Raw genomic sequence first — 16,243 nt, forward strand, 5'->3', positions numbered from 1 at the left:
ACTGATGCCCATTTTGAAAGGAGCTGTGTGTGTGCCACCGTTACGATAACGAGGCTCAAGCAGCTCATTCAGTTTTTTTACCGATGTTTGCACTGTCTGAGGGTAAGCCGTATAAAGTTACTTTTACGGCATGTATGTGCAAACTGCTGAGGGTATTGAATATCATGATGCGTAATTATAGTGGATTAAATTTAAATCAGGACAAGGCGACGAAGCCGCAGACAGTACAGATAGTACGGCAAGGCGAGGCAACGCCGTACTGGTTTAAAGTTAATCCACTATACTTTGCCAAAATGTTTTTCTAAAATTAAATATAAACTAGAAATGATGGACACCTTTGAAGCAATATTAAGTGAAACTTATTCTATAACTCAAATTCTATCTGTTTTATTATTTTTGATATTATAACTATCTCATTTCTATTAATTTATATACGATTCAAGGTCGTCTGAATAACTGTTTAAAAGCCATAGTTACAGTGTATGCAAGTATACCCCGCCAAAGGCAACTGCTTTTCGACCCATTACCTGTACCGTTACCGTCATTTGGAGGAGCACCGTTTTTTGGATTTCAAACGTTGGCGGGATATTGCCACGCGTTATGCAAACAAACCGGCTTCATTTGCGGCGGCAATAGAAATCCGGATTATTGCGATGTGGCTTAATATATTGTGACTACACGACCTAATGTTGCACTTAAAATCCGAATTCAAGAACCTTTAATCTATCCGTATCAAGTTATTTGCCCGCTTTTACGCCCTGCCATTGGCGAACCATGAATTTCAAAATGGTGGGTTGGATAGGGACCATGATAAAGCTGTTTTTCAAATCTTCTTCGCTCGGGAAAATGGTGCGGTCGTCCCTGAACTCGGCTTCCATCAATTCGCGTGCGGGTTTGCTGGAAGGGGCGTAGGTGACGAAATTGCCGTTTCTCGCGGCGACTTCGGGGTCGAGGAAGTCGTTGATGTATTTGTGGGCGTTGGCGATGTTCTTCGCATCTTTCGGAATGACGAAGGAGTCCACCCAAATCCCCACGCCTTCTTTGGGCATCATCACGCGGATTTTTTCTTTGCCGCCCGCTTCTTTGGCGCGCCGTCTGGCGATGTTCAAGTCGCCGCCGAAGCCGATGGTGACGCAGGTATCGCCGCGCGCCAAGTCGTCGATGAAGCCGGACGAAGTAAAGCGTTTGATGTTGGGACGGTTTTTCTTGAGCAGCTCGGTTGCGGCTTTGATGTCTTCGGTATCGTTGCTGTTGGGATTTTTACCCATGTAGTTCAAGACCATAGGATAGATTTCCGCCGCGCTGTCCAAGTAGCTGATGCCGCATTGTTTCAGCTTGGATGTGTATTCGGGGTTGAACACCAAATCCCATTGGTTGTCCGGCAGTTTGTCCGTGCCCAAGGCTTTTTTTACGCGCTCAGTATTGATGGCGAAGGTGTTGGTTCCCCAATAAAACGGAACGGCGTATTCGTGGCTCGGATCAACGCCTTCCATCAGTTTCATCAATTCGGGATTGAGGTTTTTATAGTTGGGAATCAGGGATTTGTCGATTTTTTGATAAGCCCCCGCCTTAATCTGCCTTCCGACGAAGGTATTGGACGGGCCGACGATGTCGTAGCCCGATTTTCCGGTCAATACTTTACTTTCCAGCGTCTCATCGCTGTCGTACACGTCGTAAGTTACCTTGATACCGTTTTTCTTTTCAAAATCAGCAACGGTTTCGGGATCAACGTATTCCGACCAGTTGTAAATCCTCAATACATTTTGGTTTCCCGCCTGACCCGCTTTGTCGGAGGTGTTTTTATCCGAACCTCCGCAGGCGGCGAGCATGACGGCGGCTAGGGCGATGAGGGGCAGATGTTTGGTCATTATCATTCCTTGCATATCAGGTGGAAGGGAAAGTAAGGGATTATAAATCAGGCACGCACTATCTGATAGCAATTTCCATTATATTGATAGCCCGAAGGTCGTCTGAAAGTCCCTGATTCAATAGCTAGAAACAAGGTTTTGCGGTAATATAGCACCCATTTTCTTTTCACAATTACATACGGCCGGGAAGGTCGTCTGAAATCTTTTTAGTAGAGACAACGAAACATCATGAAAACCTCCGAACTACGCCAAAAATTCCTAAAATTCTTCGAATCCAAAGGCCACACCATCGTCCGCTCTTCCAGCCTCGTGCCGCACGACGACCCGACGCTGCTGTTTACCAACGCCGGTATGAACCAGTTTAAAGACGTGTTCCTCGGCTTTGACAAACGCGCCTACAACCGCGCCACCACCGCGCAAAAATGCGTACGCGCAGGCGGCAAACACAACGACTTAGAAAACGTCGGCTACACCGCCCGCCACCACACCTTCTTCGAAATGATGGGCAACTTCTCCTTTGGTGACTACTTCAAACGCGATGCCATCCACTTCGCTTGGGAATTCCTCACTTCCCCCGAATGGCTGAACCTGCCCAAAGACAAACTCTTGGCAACCGTGTATGCCGAAGACGACGAAGCCTACAACATTTGGCTGAACGAAATCGGTATGCCTGCCGAGCGCATCGTCCGCATCGGCGACAACAAAGGCGCGAAATACGCGTCCGACAACTTCTGGCAGATGGGCGACACCGGTCCTTGCGGTCCGTGTTCCGAAATTTTCTACGACCACGGCGAAGAAATCTGGGGCGGCATTCCCGGCAGCCCTGAAGAAGACGGCGACCGCTGGATTGAAATTTGGAACTGCGTTTTCATGCAGTTCAACCGCGACGAACAAGGCAATATGAACCCGCTGCCCAAGCCGTCCGTCGATACCGGCATGGGCTTGGAGCGCATGGCGGCCGTGATGCAGCACGTCCACAGCAACTACGAAATCGACCTGTTCCAAGACCTGCTCAAAGCCGTTGCCCGCGAAACTGGTGCGCCGTTCAGCATGGACGAACCGAGCCTGAAAGTCGTTGCCGACCACATCCGCTCCTGCTCCTTCCTGATTGCCGACGGCGTGATGCCGTCCAACGAAGGCCGCGGCTATGTACTGCGCCGCATCATCCGCCGCGCCGTGCGCCACGGTTACAAACTCGGTCAGAAACAGGCGTTTTTCTACAAACTCGTGCCCGATTTGGTCAAAGCGATGGGTGACGCATATCCTGAGTTGAAAGAAAAACGAGCCCAAATCGAAGAAGCCCTGAAAAACGAAGAAAGCCGCTTTGCCCAAACTTTGGAAACCGGCATGGCTTTGCTGGAAAACGCGTTGACCAAAGGCAGCAACAAACTGGACGGTGAAATCATCTTCAAACTCTACGACACATACGGCTTCCCATACGATTTGACCGCCGACATCTGCCGCGAACGCAATATCGATTTGGACGAAGACGGCTTCAACCGCGAAATGGAAGCCCAACGCGCCCGCGCCCGCGCCGCGCAAAACTTCAAAGCTAACGCGCAACTGGACTACACAGGCACGGACACCGAGTTCACAGGTTACGAAAAACGCAGCCAAGACACCAAAATCATCGCCTTATACAAAGGCAGCGAAGCCGTGGACGAACTCCAAGCAGGCGAAGCAGGCGTGGTTGTTTTGGAACAAACCCCGTTCTACGCCGAAAGCGGCGGCCAAGTCGGCGACGTAGGCTTTATCTTCGCAGGCGAAAACCGCTTCCGCGTCGAAGACACGCAGAAAATCAAAGCCGCCGTACACGGACAATTCGGCGCAGTCGTTTCAGGTCGTCTGAAAGTGGGCGATGCCGTATCCGCAGAAATCGACAACGATATCCGCGACAGCATCATGCGCAACCACAGCGTGACCCACCTGATGCACAAAGCCCTGCGCGATGTTTTGGGCACACACGTCGAACAAAAAGGCAGCCTGCAAAACGCCGAGCTGACCCGCTTCGACATCTCCCACCCGCAAGGCATCAGCGCGGAAGAAATCGCCGAAGTTGAACGCCGCGTCAACGCCGCGATTATCGCCAACGTGCCCGTCAAAGTGGAAACCATGTCCATTGAAGACGCGCAAAAATCAGGCGCAGTCATGCTCTTCGGCGAAAAATACGGCGACTTCGTCCGCGTCATCACCATGGGCGAGTACTCCACCGAACTGTGCGGCGGCACCCACGTCGCCCGCACCGGCGACATCGGCTTCTTCAAAATCATCAGCGAAGGCGGCATCGCCGCAGGCATCCGCCGCGTAGAAGCCATCACCGGCCTTGCCGCGCTGGCATGGGCGCAAAACCAAGAAAGCCTGATGAAAAACATCATTGCCGAAGTCAAAGCCCAAACCGAAAAAGACGTACTCGCCAAAATCCAAGCCAACGCCGCCAACGCCAAAGCCTTGGAAAAAGAGTTGGCAAAAGCCAAAGCCGAACTCGCCGTCCACGCAGGCGCAAAACTCTTGGACAACGCCAAAGACTTGGGCGCAGCCAAACTCGTCGCCGCCCAAATCGAAGCCGACGCAGCCGCCCTGCGCGAAATCGTTACCGATTTAACCGGCAAATCCGACAACGCCGTGATTCTTTTGGCGGCAGTAAACGACGGCAAAGTCTCTCTGTGCGCCGGCGTATCCAAAGCCCTGACAGGAAAAGTGAAAGCCGGCGATTTGGTCAAATTCGCAGCCGAACAAGTCGGCGGCAAAGGCGGTGGTAGACCGGATTTGGCACAGGCCGGCGGTACAGATGTCGCGAAACTGCCTGAAATGCTGGGAAGCGTGGAAGGCTGGGTAAACAGTAAGCTGGTTTGATAAGTGATGTATTAAGTTAAGTAGAGAAGGTCGTCTGAAAAATTTTTCAGACGACCTTTTTTGTACTGTCTGTGATACTTATTTTTACAATGGGTTGCAAAGGTCTCAGGTTGCGTTTTTGAGTTTATGGAAGAAGCTAGATAAGCCCTTGCTGTATATCATAGAGACGAACTTTACACGTTGATTTCAGGCTTCAAAGTAAACGAAAGGTCGTCTGAAACGAGGTTTTGGATTGACGAAAACCGTAATTCAGACGACCTTCACAACCATAAAAAACCATTTTGCCATTTAGCCCGATTTAAAGCGGGGTGGTTCGTTTCAATTTTTATCATCGGGGGATGATAACCAAAGAAATTTGTATTGTTTTGATAGCTGAAGCTTTCAGACGACCTTTAAGGTCGTCTGAAAATACAAAACGGCAAACCGTCAATTAGATGACCGCGTGCGTATGTACCGCACACTCCCTACACCTTGATTTTCAAGTTTCGCGTAATTTACAAGTAGGGTGTATGGCGTAGCCACGCACGTGGTGGGTTGAGTATACAGGCTACGGCTTGTTGTTATTAAGTTCTGAAAACCAACATCACTGAAAATTTACTGTACTCAACATTGTTTATAGTAGTAATTATTTCTTTATCTGAGAATAATCTGAGTTCGACTGAATGTAATTTACATAATTGATCTGCAATATAAAGTCCTAAACCTTCACCAGGGAAATTTAAAGCATTTTTAGCTCTGTATTTTTTCTCCTTCAGGTGAATAATTTCTTCCTCTGATATTTTGGGTCCTATAGACTCAATAATAACTTCTAATTTTGTAGCAATTGTAGGGTTGTCATATGTTTGAAAACGAACATCTATAGGCATGTCGTTAGGAGTATATTTTAATGCATTATCAATTAAAATAAAAGGAACGCAATCAAATGCGCTCATTGCGCTAATTGCATATTTTGTATTTCCATGAAATTGGACTTTATTATTCTTTTTACGAGATTTTTTATTAAAAATGTATCTAGCTTTATCAAATTTTTGGTATATTATAGCTGGATATTTATGTTGTTTTTCTAAACCTTTAGGGTTCAATTCTAATTCTGAATATATAATTCTTGAGGACAGTATAGAGGATATATTTTGAATTGTATTACTTAACTCATATGCCCTACTTTCCTTTTCTTTATGAAATAATTCGACAAGTTCTTGAGAATGATTTAGTATTAAATCATTAAACTTAGCAACCTCGTGCTTTAAATTTTTTAAAATCTCAATTTCATCTTCTAATATAGATATTCTATCCCTCAGTTTTAATAACTTTTTATTTTGTTTATCATAATTCATTTTTTCCTCCTAATATTTATTTTATTACTTCTTTTGCTATTTCAATTAATCCACTTGATAAACTACTAGATATAAACTGATTCACAATATCCTGAAAATAAGGATTTATAGAAATACTTTTTGTTTCATCTAAAATAGTGTCTTTGTTTTTTTGTTCAACCAAATATTGAATATATTTCTGTTCTAATTGAAATAACTCATATAACTCCATATTTTTTTCAAGAAGAATGGAGCGAAACCTTTTCCAACGGATAATAGGATTGCTGCAAATGCGAATAGCCTCCTCAAAAATGGAAGACCATTGCTCTACAGAAGTACCTTTACCAATGAAAATATCCGCATGTTTGGTGTATTCTTGTAGCACTAAATCATAGCTATGCGTTGAGTATGCAATAATATATTTGTCAGGATATTGATTTCTTATTTCTTTTATTATAAAAGCCCCACCTCTGGTAGAATCTGACAATTCTTTTCCTACACCTTGTATATCACATACAACAATAGGAAATTCTTTTACTATTTGGATAGATGAAATATCATCAAATTTAGTTATTTGGAAATTATTATTTCTTAATTTATTTAAAGGGGGGAAATCATTATCATCTATAATGAGTATCTTGTTAAGTTCCTTTAATTTGTTTATACCTACATTTTCATTGATATTTATATCTGACAATTTAAATATTTTAGTAGTATTTTCTACTTTTTCACTTTTACGAAAGAAATTTAGCATATTAAAGCTCCCCTTATTTATAAAGTAATTTTGAGATTACAAAATCCTTAGTAAATACTTCTCTTATTCTTTGCTACCTGCTCCAGACTGCCACAAGCAATAATCATACCGCCACCGCCTTCCGACCCTAAGTCGACAATATAATCAGCCGTTTTAATCATGTCAAGATTATGCTCGATAATCACAATCGGGTTGCCTTCGCCTTTCAGACGACCTATGACTTACAGTAAGCCGTAGCCTGCATTTCCACTAATAGGGCGACGCAAACCTTAAGATTGTGGTGTAGGGTGTGTGCGGTACGCACGCACGCGGTTTTATCGTTACCGAATTATTCCAAACCATGCCGTAATACGGCCGGCAGCAAGCGTAGCTTGGGTCATGATCCAACGAAATCCTCATATCACCTGTAATATCAAAGCTGCCTGAAAAATAATTTTCAGACGACCTTTCTCTATCAAAAGCAGCCTGCACTTTCAAAAATTGAAATGCAGGCTGCTTTTCATAAAAATTAGAAAAAAACGCGCAATATTTTTATACTGTACATCATGTAGCAAGTCGTACCTGCTCCCCTGCCAACTTATTTACTGAACGAACAGGAATAACATGCAGAAGCTTCCTTCAGAAAAACCGACAGCCGGTTATTCGCATCCGTGGCAATACTTTCTGCTGGTGTACGCTTTGAGCGCGCCGTTTTGGCTGCTGTCTTTGCTCCTCAAAAACAGTCCTCTGCCTGATAATCTGCCGCTGACCGACATCGGCGCGGCACTCACCCCGACAGTTGCCGCCGCGTTGCTGCGTTACCGTGAGGGCGGAATGGCAGCGGTGCGCAGCCTGTTTGGACGTGTGTTTGATTACGGGCGGATCAAGCATTCTGCCTATTTTTGGACGGCAATACTGATTTTTCCCCTGCTTTATCTGCTGACTTATGTCGCGATACGCCAAACAGGACAAACCATACCTGCCTTATCCGTATCGTTTGCGCCGCTTGCCGGTGCGTTCGTCATGTTCTTTATCGCAGCAGTTGCCGAGGAATTGGGCTATGCCGCCTACGCTACGGAAAGTCTGCAACGGCGTTTTACCCCGCTCGTTACGGCGCTGATTATCGGGGTGCCGTGGGCGTTGTGGCACTTGCCGTCCATGATTGCCGTGGGGCAGTCTGCCGAACTGATTGCATGGGGGCTGGCAGGGACGGTTGCCGTGAGAATTATCTATGTATGGCTGTATAACGGCAGCGGCGGTTCGGTATTTGTATTGATTGCATGCCACACGGTTGCCAATACCGCGCGTACGGGCTTTCCGGGCGGACGGGCGGCATATGAAAACGGCAATGGTATGATTCCATACGGAATCATCATCATTGCGGCGGCAATCGTGATGGTTTTTTGGCATAAGGCGATGTGTTCATTTAATGGTAAGCAACCGTAGTTTGGGTTATATATCCAACGGAACTGAATATCAAAGGTCGTCTGAAATCTATTTTCAGACGACCTCTTTATATAAAAAGCAGCCTGAACTTTCAAAAATCGAAGTGCAGGCTGCTTTTTGTGATGATTGGAAAAAACGCACACTATTTTTATACTGTATATTGTGCAGGCACAATGCAAAACAACATTACCCAAAGGAATCCTTATGTTTAAGACGCTCAAAAGCATTTGGCAGGGACTTACGCAAAAAGGCAAAATCTTCCCGCATCAGCTTGCATTCACGCTGCTGATTCCTTTACGTAACTGGGCGCTTTCGCCGCAACAAATCGTACAACGGCTACACCTTGCGCCGCACCACTGCATTTTGGAAGTAGGCTGCGGAGCGGGTTATTTCAGCCCGACGCTGGCGCAGTCGGTTCCGCAAGGACGATTGGTGGCAGCGGATATACAGCCGGAAATGTTGGCTTATACCGAAAAACGTTTGCGTCGTCGACATATCGACAATGTAGATTATTATTTGTGCGACGGCACGCATTTTGATTTTCCCGATCAATCGTTTGACCGCATTGTGCTGATTACCGTGTTGGGCGAAGTCGCCAACCAAGCCGAGTATTTGGCAGAGTTCCGCAGGCTGCTTCGCCCTGACGGGCTGCTGTCGGTTTCCGAAACAGCAGGCGACCCCGATAAACCGAGTCGCGCCGAATTGCGCGATTTAATGCGGCAAAACGGGTTTGATGTGGCAGACGAATATGGAAGCGAACGCAATTTTACTTTGAATTTTAAATTAGTCTGACCTGAAGATATCACAGTAAACTGGCTGAATGGAAATGAAGATATAGGTTAAAGTTCAGATTCAGCCCCTCCTTATACAGCGTGTAATATCAAAGGTCGTCTGAAAACTATTTTCAGACGACCACGTATTTTGATTTCAAGCACCCCGATTGCTCTATAGGGATGGCTTGTATATAAAAACAAATGTTTATTGCGTTTGAAATTATATTGAAAGTTAATTTTCATACATATTTCATAATAATTAAATCACTTAATACATAACTAATCAGTAAAGGCATAAATAAAAACGGACTCTGAGTCATCAGAATCCGTTTTTCTGCTAAAGGTACAGTATTACTTAGCTGCGTCAGCAGCATCTTTTGCTTCTTCTTTAGCATCAGCAGCAGCTTCTTTGGCATCGTCTGCAGCGTCTTGAGCTGCTTCTGCAGCTGCCGCAGAGGATTCCTTAGCAATTTCTTGTAATCCAGTCAAGCCATTTTTACAAGCCAGTTCCTGCTGATCTGAAGCCATCTTTTTAATTCCCTCAAGCTGTTCTTTCATAGTTGCTTTTGTTTCTGCAGGAAGTTCTTTAGAATTTTCGATAGCTTTTTGGTATTCATCACAAACTGCAGGAGTACCACCACCACATGCAGACAAAGACAAAGCGGCCAACAAAGTTGCCAATAAAGCTGATTTTTTCATGAGTCTCTCTTTTTGGATCTTGGTTAAAAAAGAAATTGTATGTTAAACCATTCTTGCGGAGTGTCAAGCACAGCCATTTTGTTTCCATGACTAAAATCATGGGATTAGATGAAATTAGACGGTTTGAAAGAAAAAAGTTAAGTAATGAATACCGTTATTAAGGAATATTTTTTGATGGAATACGTGTTTAAATTCTCTTTTATTTTATAGGGTTATTTAATTTTTTATTTTGTTTGAATTGAGTTTGTATAGATGATGTTAAGCCATATGCGCTTGAGTTAGTAAAATAATTTCAAAATCGGTTAAATAATGGTAATTCAGGCTATTTTCAAATGTGAAATAAATATATTTTATATGTCATATTGAATGTATTTTGAATATAGACAATTTAGTTAATTATTTTTGAGGAGTAAGGGTAATTAAATCTATTGTGAATGATTTATAAACTATAGCATTAGTAAGATAACTTGCTATATAGTTATGTTGTTTGTATTTTCTTTGCTATCTTCCTTTATTGACAAAAAATCAGGCAGTCTGAAAGTCACTTTCAGGCTGCCTGAGCTTTTCATTTATTGCTATTTATCTTTCTGCCACGCCTGATATGAACGAATGGCTAAAAACAGGCAGACAATCCATGCTATGCCTAGAAAACCCCACACGCCGGTTACGCCGAACTCTTTAAATAGCCAAGCGACTGCGCGACCTTTTCTATAAGCATGTTCGGTATCAACCACATGCACCGTGCCGTCTTGCGTAAGGTACCAGCCCAATGCGGGCAATACGATGAGCGCAAGCAGGTTTTGCAGCAGCTTTCTTAGATTGGCATTCATGTTTTTATTTCCTTACTCAATTCCTTTTTTCGCCAGGTAGCTTTCGTAATCGCCCAGATAATATTCATAACTGCCTTTGCCGTCCAGCTCGATAATCTGTGTGGCGAGCGAGGAGACAAACTGGCGATCGTGCGACACGAAAATCAGCGTGCCGTTGTATTTTTCCAGTGCCATGTTCAGCGATTCGATGCTTTCCATGTCCATGTGGTTGGTGGGTTCGTCCATAATCAGCACATTGGGTTTCAGCAGCAGGAGTTTGCCGTAGAGCATACGGCCTTTTTCACCACCGGAGAGAACCTGCACTTTTTTCACCACGTCGTTACTGCCGAAGAGCAAACGCCCCAAAGTACCGCGGATGACTTGTTCGTCGTCGCCTTCTTGTCCCCATTGGCGCATCCATTCGCTCAGGTTCATATCGACATCGAAGTCGTTTTCGTGGTCTTGCGGGTAATAGCCGATGTTGGCTTTTTCCGCCCATTTGATGGTACCTGCATCGGGAGCGATACCTTCGGCGTATTCGGGCTTGAATGCGCCGGCGAGGAGTTTCAGCAGGGTGGATTTACCTGCGCCGTTGGGGCCAATGATGGCGAGGCGCTGACCTGCTTCGAGGATGAAGCTCAGGTTTTTGAACAACTGGGTTTCAAAGCGTTTGGCCAGATTTTCGACTTCCACCGCCTGACGGTGCAGCTTGGCTTTTTCATCGGCTTCAAAGCGGATATACGGGTTTTGGCGGGTGGAAGGTTTGACTTCGACCATTTCGGCTTTGATTTTGTCTGCCTGTTTCAGACGACTGGTTGCCTGGCGGGCTTTGGATTTGTTGGCAGAGAAGCGGGCGACGAACTCTTGCAGCTCTTGCAGTTTCTCTTTTGCCTTGGCGTTGTCCTTCAGGGCGCGTTCGCGCGATTGGGCGGAAGCGAGCATGTAATCGTCGTAGTTGCCCGGATAGATGGTGATGGTGTTGTAGTCCAAATCCGCCATGTGGGTGCAGACTTCGTTCAAAAAGTGACGGTCATGCGAGATGATAATCATGGTGGAGTCGTATTGGTTCAACACGCCTTCCAGCCAGCGGATGGTGTTGATATCCAAGTTGTTGGTCGGCTCGTCCAAGAGCAGCACGTCGGGCTTGGAAAATAGGGCTTGCGCCAGCAATACGCGCAGCTTGAAGCCGGGGGCGACTTCCGCCATGGTGGCGTTGTGCAAATCTTCGGAAATGCCTACGCCGCTCAACAGTTCGGCGGCGCGCGCTTCGGCGGTGTAGCCGTCGTATTCGGCGAACTTGGCTTCCAGTTCGGCGGCTTTCATGTAGTCGTCTTCGGTGGCTTCGAGGTTGGCGTAAATCGCGTCGCGTTCGGTCATCGCCGCCCACATTTCGGTATGCCCCATCATCACCACGTCCAGCACGCGCATGTCTTCGTAAGCAAACTGGTCTTGGCGCAATTTACCCAAACGCACGCCGTTTTCAATCGCCACTTCGCCCGCAGTCTGTTCCAAATCGCCGCCGAGGATTTTCATGAAGGTAGATTTGCCCGAACCGTTCGCGCCGATCAAGCCGTAGCGGTTGCCTTCGCCGAACTTGACGGATACGTTTTCAAACAGCGGCTTCGCGCCGAACTGCATGGTAATGCCGTTGGTAGAAATCATTATTGGTAAAACCTTTATAAATATAGATAAACAGGGTGTTATAATCGCCGGCGATTGTAGCATATTTTGTATAGGTCGTCTGAAACGGGGGCGGAGGAAATGGAAACCGAAAAAATCTATTACGCCGTGATTATTCTGTTGTGTGCCGCATCTATGCTCCTCAGTCCGTTCTTCTATATTCGCCGCACACGTTCGGGTGCAGAATTGCGCCACGCGCCTAGGCAATGGAAGCCGATTATTATTGCCAATTTGGTGATGATTATTGCTTTAGTGGTGTGGTGGATATGGTTTTGATGATTTGATGAAAGGTATAACAATGAATAAATTGATTTTAAGCACATTACTGCTCGCATTTTCCGCCGTAGCCACGGCATCCCCCGTATTTGAATGTATCGACAAATCGGGACGTAAAACCTATACGCAGACCGGCGGCAAAAATTGCAAACCGGGCAATATCGGCAGACCTTCGCTTTATACCTCCGCCGCACCGTCTGCACACTCGGCATCAGCAAGCGCTGCTTCAAGAAACGCTCCTTCCGAACAAATGCCGCCTCCGCCAGCCGGAGCAATGCCCGGTTCATCTTCGGCGCAAAACGAATTGGCTCAGGCACAGAAAAATCTGGAAGAGGGCAAACAGGTCCGTTATGGCAACGAGCGCAATTACGCCCGCTATCAAGAACGGATTAAGGGTCTGGAAAATCAAGTGAAAGCCGCGCAGGAGCGGGTTAATGCGGTAAACAGCATGGGCGTAGAAGGTGAGATGATGCCCGAGCAGTGATGGTTGCAAAGATAGCAATAAAAGGTCGTCTGAAAACTCGGTTTAAGCAAAATAGAATTGCTTTACCGATTTTCAGACGACCTTTTTAGTTTTTTCAGTTTGTCTTGACTGTATATTCTAGTGCCTTATAGGGCTTTAATGTGCTTGAAATATAACCGTTTTCAGGACGGCGGACGTAATCGAGATAATCCTGCATGGCAGGTGAGAAGCCTTCCACATCGTCCACGGCGATGACCGCGCGGTCGGCAAGATTAGGTTCCAACAGTTTAAATACGGGGAATACCAAATCCGGCCAGCCGTCGAGTAAGACAAAATCGGGGCGGATGTCTAAGTCTTTTAAAGTTTCCAGCGCATCGCCTTCGCGAAGTTCGATGTAGTCTGCCAAGCCGGCTTCTTGGAAATGTTTTCTCGCCGCTGCGGCTTTGTGCGGCAGATATTCGCAAGTGATAACGCGTCCGCCGTTACGTTTGGCGGCTGCCGCGAGATACAGCGTCGAAATGCCGTAGGAAGTCCCGAATTCAACAATGTTTTTTGCACCCGATGCTAAAGCCTGCATATATAGGAACTTGCCTTGCTGCGGTGCGATGGGGATGTATTTGTCTTCGTAAAAACTTTCATTTTCCCCCGCCCAATCCAGCCCTTTACCCAACAGCTTGAAAATCTTGGGTAGAAAGTGGAAAAACATTTGCCTGTTTTGCTTTAAGGCTTGGGTGTAGAGCCGCAGCAAAACAGCTTCAGCTTGAGGCGCTTGCAGAAAAGCGAACATTTTTGGTGTCAGCTTGGGCATGGGCTTTCTCCTTTTTAGTTCAAATCCTCTATATCGCTACAATCTTGCCACAGCTTCGCTTTTCAGACGACCTTTATGTACAAACATCAAACAGGTTTCTTGCGACTGTCTTTTATCCTGCTCATCCCAATCCTCCATACTTGCAGTCATCAAAGTCCAGATATGATATAGTCCCTCCACTTTCACTCGTATTTTAAAACGGAGTAAAACCATGACTAAATCCATCCATATCCACAGTATGACCGGCTTTGCCAATGCCGCAGGCGAATGCGGCGGCAAGCGCGTGAACTTGGAAATCCGTGCGGTGAACCACCGTTATCTGGATGTCCAATTCCGCATGCCTGAAGAATTGCGCTATCTGGAAGGCGCGTTGCGCGAGAAAATCGCGGCTTCAGCCGCACGCGGCAAATTGGAATGCCGCATTCAGTTGCAGGACGCGGCGGTCGGCGGGCAGAGTTTGGAAACCAATGAAGAGTTGGTGAAACAGCTTGCCGACTTGAACAAAACTTGGCGCAAGGAACACGGTTTCGGCAAGCTGACGGTCGCTGAAGTGTTGCGCTTTCCTGGGGTATTGGCAGGTCAAAGCGAAGATCCGGAGGCTTTGGCGAAAATCGTACAAGAGCTGTTGGATGAGGCGTTGAAAGAATTTGCTGCCGCCCGCAAACGCGAAGGTAAAAAACTCGGCGAACATTTGTTGCAACGCTTGGCAAGCATGGAAGAAATCGTGGATGCGTTGGGCGAGCTGTTCCCCAGCCTGCTTCAAGCGCATATGGACAAGGTGAACGCGCGCTTGGCGGAAGCGGTCGGCAATATCGACAACGACCGTTTGCAGCAGGAATTTGCGCTGTTTATCCAAAAATCGGACGTTGACGAAGAATTCAGCCGCCTGCGCACACACATCGCCGAAGTCCGCCGCATCGTTACGGAAAACAAAGGCAGCGCGGGCAAACGTTTGGACTTCCTGATGCAGGAATTGAACCGCGAGGCAAACACGCTGGGCAGCAAAGCGATCGCGGCGGAATGCACGCAGGCTTCGGTTGAACTGAAAGTCTTAATCGAGCAAATGCGCGAGCAGGTACAAAATATCGAATAAGCCTTCAAAAATAAAATATAGTGGATTAACTTTAAACCAGTACGGCGTTGCCTCGCCTTGCCGTACTATCTGTACTGTCTGCGGCTTCGTCGCCTTGTCCTGATTTAAATTTAATCCACTATAAAGGTCGTCTGAAAAGCCATTTTTCTGCTTTTCAGACGACCTTTGTTTTGATGGATGCTTAGCTTTGTCCGGGTTTGATGACTTTAACGCCCTGCTCTGTGCCCAAGATCAACAAATCCGCGGCGTTGCGCGCGAAGATGCCGTTTTCGACAACGCCGGTAATTCGGTTGATTTCATCTTCCATAGTCAGCGGACGGTCGATATTCAAGTCATAAACATCGACGATTTGGTTGCCGTGGAAAGTGGTGCAATCTAAGCGCAATTCAGGTTGCCCGCCCATTGCCAAAAGTTTGCGCGACACCAGCGAACGCGCACCGGGTAATACTTCTACGGGCAGCGGGAATTTGCCCAAGCGAGATACATATTTGCTCTCGTCGGCGATACAGATGAATTTGTCAGACGCGCTGGCGACGACTTTCTCGTTCAGATGCGCACCGCCGCCGCCTTTAATCATTTGCAGCATATGGTTTACTTCGTCCGCACCGTCGATATAGACAGCGAGGTACATCACATCGTTCAGCGATACTTCGGGGATGTCGTATTGCGCCATCAATTCGCTGGACTTTTTAGAAGTCGAAACCGCGCCTTTGATTTTTTTGCCGCTTTTGCCCAACGCTTCGATAAACATATTCACGGTCGAGCCGGAGCCGATACCGATGTATTCGTTTTCAGGTACGAATTCCACCGCTTTCTCGGCGGCAATACGTTTCAATTCATCTTGAGTAGCCATGAGTTCTCCTTAATGGATGTTGGTCAATAGGATTATCTTAACATTTTCATGCCGTTTGTGCTTGCCTGCTTACGCTTTTTCCAGCAACACCGCCGCCTGCGCCTCGATGGCTTCCATGCGACCCAGATAGCCGAGCTTTTCGTTGGTTTTGCCTTTGATGTTCACACAGGTCGTCTGAATGCCCAAATCAGCGGCAATGTTGGCGCGCATGGTGGGAATGTGCGGCGCGAGTTTGGGCTTTTGCGCAATGATGGTCGTGTCCACGTTCACAACGCGCCAGCCTAAAGCCTGCACGCTTTTATACGCTTCGCGCAACAATACGCGGCTGTCGGCATCTTTAAACTCGGCAGCGGTATCGGGGAAATGGCTGCCGATGTCGCCCAAGCCCGCCGCGCCGAGTAAAGCGTCGGTAATCGCGTGCAACAGCGCGTCGGCATCGGAATGGCCGAGCAGACCTTTTTCAAACGGGATGTTTACGCCGCCGAGAATCAAATCGCGACCCTCGACGAGTTGGTGGACATCGTAGCCTTGTCCGATGCGGATATTCATGTTTTGTCCTTTTTTCCATGTCAGGTC

General features: G+C 46.8%; 16 protein-coding genes and 2 pseudogenes. 7 read left to right on the plus strand and 11 right to left on the minus strand.

The features are described 5' to 3' along the window. Positions 1–527: 527 nt before the first annotated feature. Positions 528–674 (plus strand): annotated as a pseudogene (locus DBZ16_RS16245) (IS5/IS1182 family transposase); the annotation flags it as partial. Between the two features lie 63 nt (positions 675–737). Here the strand turns inward: DBZ16_RS16245 and DBZ16_RS01445 are convergent. Then, a complete protein-coding gene (locus tag DBZ16_RS01445; protein ID WP_107812671.1) occupies positions 738–1,868 on the minus strand; it encodes a polyamine ABC transporter substrate-binding protein in 1,131 nt (376 codons plus the stop codon). Positions 1,869–2,096: 228 nt separating this feature from the next. Between DBZ16_RS01445 and alaS the strand changes: the two genes are divergently transcribed. Further along, entirely contained in the window at positions 2,097–4,721 is a 2,625-nt protein-coding gene (gene alaS, locus DBZ16_RS01450; RefSeq protein ID WP_107812672.1) for an alanine--tRNA ligase, read from the plus strand. 563 nt (positions 4,722–5,284) lie between these two features. Here the strand turns inward: alaS and DBZ16_RS01455 are convergent. From DBZ16_RS01455 to DBZ16_RS01465, 3 genes are read right to left on the minus strand one after another with little or no spacing between them, the layout of a single operon-like run. After that, positions 5,285–6,055, minus strand: a complete 771-nt coding sequence (locus tag DBZ16_RS01455) for an ATP-binding protein (RefSeq protein WP_107812673.1) — start codon at positions 6,053–6,055, stop codon at positions 5,285–5,287. Between the two features lie 16 nt (positions 6,056–6,071). Next, positions 6,072–6,788, minus strand: a complete 717-nt coding sequence (locus DBZ16_RS01460) for a hypothetical protein (protein ID WP_107812674.1) — start codon at positions 6,786–6,788, stop codon at positions 6,072–6,074. 47 nt (positions 6,789–6,835) lie between these two features. After that, positions 6,836–6,973, minus strand: a complete 138-nt coding sequence (locus tag DBZ16_RS01465; protein WP_430914311.1) for an excinuclease ABC subunit A — start codon at positions 6,971–6,973, stop codon at positions 6,836–6,838. A 418-nt stretch (positions 6,974–7,391) separates the two neighbouring features. Here DBZ16_RS01465 and DBZ16_RS01475 point away from each other — a divergent pair, with 418 nt between their 5' ends. After that, positions 7,392–8,213 carry a CPBP family intramembrane glutamic endopeptidase gene (locus tag DBZ16_RS01475; protein ID WP_107812676.1) on the plus strand — a complete coding sequence of 274 codons (822 nt, stop codon included), beginning with the start codon at positions 7,392–7,394 and terminating at the stop codon, positions 8,211–8,213. 204 nt (positions 8,214–8,417) lie between these two features. Next, positions 8,418–9,005 carry a class I SAM-dependent methyltransferase gene (locus DBZ16_RS01485; RefSeq protein ID WP_107812677.1) on the plus strand — a complete coding sequence of 196 codons (588 nt, stop codon included), beginning with the start codon at positions 8,418–8,420 and terminating at the stop codon, positions 9,003–9,005. Between the two features lie 332 nt (positions 9,006–9,337). Here the strand turns inward: DBZ16_RS01485 and DBZ16_RS01490 are convergent, their stop codons facing one another. The 3 genes from DBZ16_RS01490 to DBZ16_RS01500 form a co-directional block, all read right to left on the minus strand. Continuing rightward, the gene (locus DBZ16_RS01490; protein ID WP_107812678.1) at positions 9,338–9,685 is read right to left on the minus strand and encodes a hypothetical protein; all 348 of its coding nucleotides are present in this window, start codon (positions 9,683–9,685) and stop codon (positions 9,338–9,340) included. Between the two features lie 575 nt (positions 9,686–10,260). Next, complete coding sequence (locus DBZ16_RS01495; protein ID WP_070495335.1) at positions 10,261–10,515, minus strand: hypothetical protein; 255 nt, start codon at positions 10,513–10,515, stop codon at positions 10,261–10,263. Between the two features lie 12 nt (positions 10,516–10,527). Next, positions 10,528–12,156, minus strand: coding sequence for an ABC-F family ATPase (locus DBZ16_RS01500; protein WP_107812679.1), 1,629 nt, complete (start codon positions 12,154–12,156; stop codon positions 10,528–10,530). A 99-nt stretch (positions 12,157–12,255) separates the two neighbouring features. On the opposite strand from DBZ16_RS01500, the gene DBZ16_RS01505 reads away from it, so the two are divergent. Continuing rightward, a complete protein-coding gene (locus DBZ16_RS01505; RefSeq protein ID WP_003742028.1) occupies positions 12,256–12,450 on the plus strand; it encodes a hypothetical protein in 195 nt (64 codons plus the stop codon). A 22-nt stretch (positions 12,451–12,472) separates the two neighbouring features. Continuing rightward, positions 12,473–12,934 (plus strand): DUF4124 domain-containing protein, encoded by a 462-nt coding sequence (locus DBZ16_RS01510; protein ID WP_107812680.1) that lies wholly within the window; start codon positions 12,473–12,475, stop codon positions 12,932–12,934. A 94-nt stretch (positions 12,935–13,028) separates the two neighbouring features. On the opposite strand, the gene DBZ16_RS01515 is transcribed toward DBZ16_RS01510, so the two are convergent. Next, on the minus strand, positions 13,029–13,721 hold the full coding sequence (locus DBZ16_RS01515) for an O-methyltransferase (protein WP_107812681.1): 693 nt from the start codon (positions 13,719–13,721) through the stop codon (positions 13,029–13,031). A 211-nt stretch (positions 13,722–13,932) separates the two neighbouring features. Here DBZ16_RS01515 and DBZ16_RS01520 point away from each other — a divergent pair, with 211 nt between their 5' ends. After that, positions 13,933–14,814: a YicC/YloC family endoribonuclease gene (locus DBZ16_RS01520; RefSeq protein WP_107812682.1), complete on the plus strand. Its 882-nt coding sequence runs from the start codon at positions 13,933–13,935 to the stop codon at positions 14,812–14,814. Positions 14,815–14,823: 9 nt separating this feature from the next. On the opposite strand, the pseudogene DBZ16_RS15555 reads toward DBZ16_RS01520, so the two are convergent. The 3 genes and pseudogenes from DBZ16_RS15555 to ispF all read right to left on the minus strand — a co-directional run. After that, positions 14,824–14,943, minus strand: a pseudogene (locus DBZ16_RS15555) (IS5/IS1182 family transposase); the annotation flags it as partial. A 52-nt stretch (positions 14,944–14,995) separates the two neighbouring features. Then, the gene (rpiA, locus tag DBZ16_RS01525; protein ID WP_107812683.1) at positions 14,996–15,667 is read right to left on the minus strand and encodes a ribose-5-phosphate isomerase RpiA; all 672 of its coding nucleotides are present in this window, start codon (positions 15,665–15,667) and stop codon (positions 14,996–14,998) included. A gap of 69 nt (positions 15,668–15,736) precedes the next feature. Next, entirely contained in the window at positions 15,737–16,216 is a 480-nt protein-coding gene (ispF, locus tag DBZ16_RS01530; RefSeq protein ID WP_107812684.1) for a 2-C-methyl-D-erythritol 2,4-cyclodiphosphate synthase, read from the minus strand. Positions 16,217–16,243: the final 27 nt, after the last annotated feature.

The organism is Neisseria sicca (assembly GCF_003044565.1).
In the GTDB taxonomy this organism is placed as follows: domain Bacteria; phylum Pseudomonadota; class Gammaproteobacteria; order Burkholderiales; family Neisseriaceae; genus Neisseria; species Neisseria sicca_A.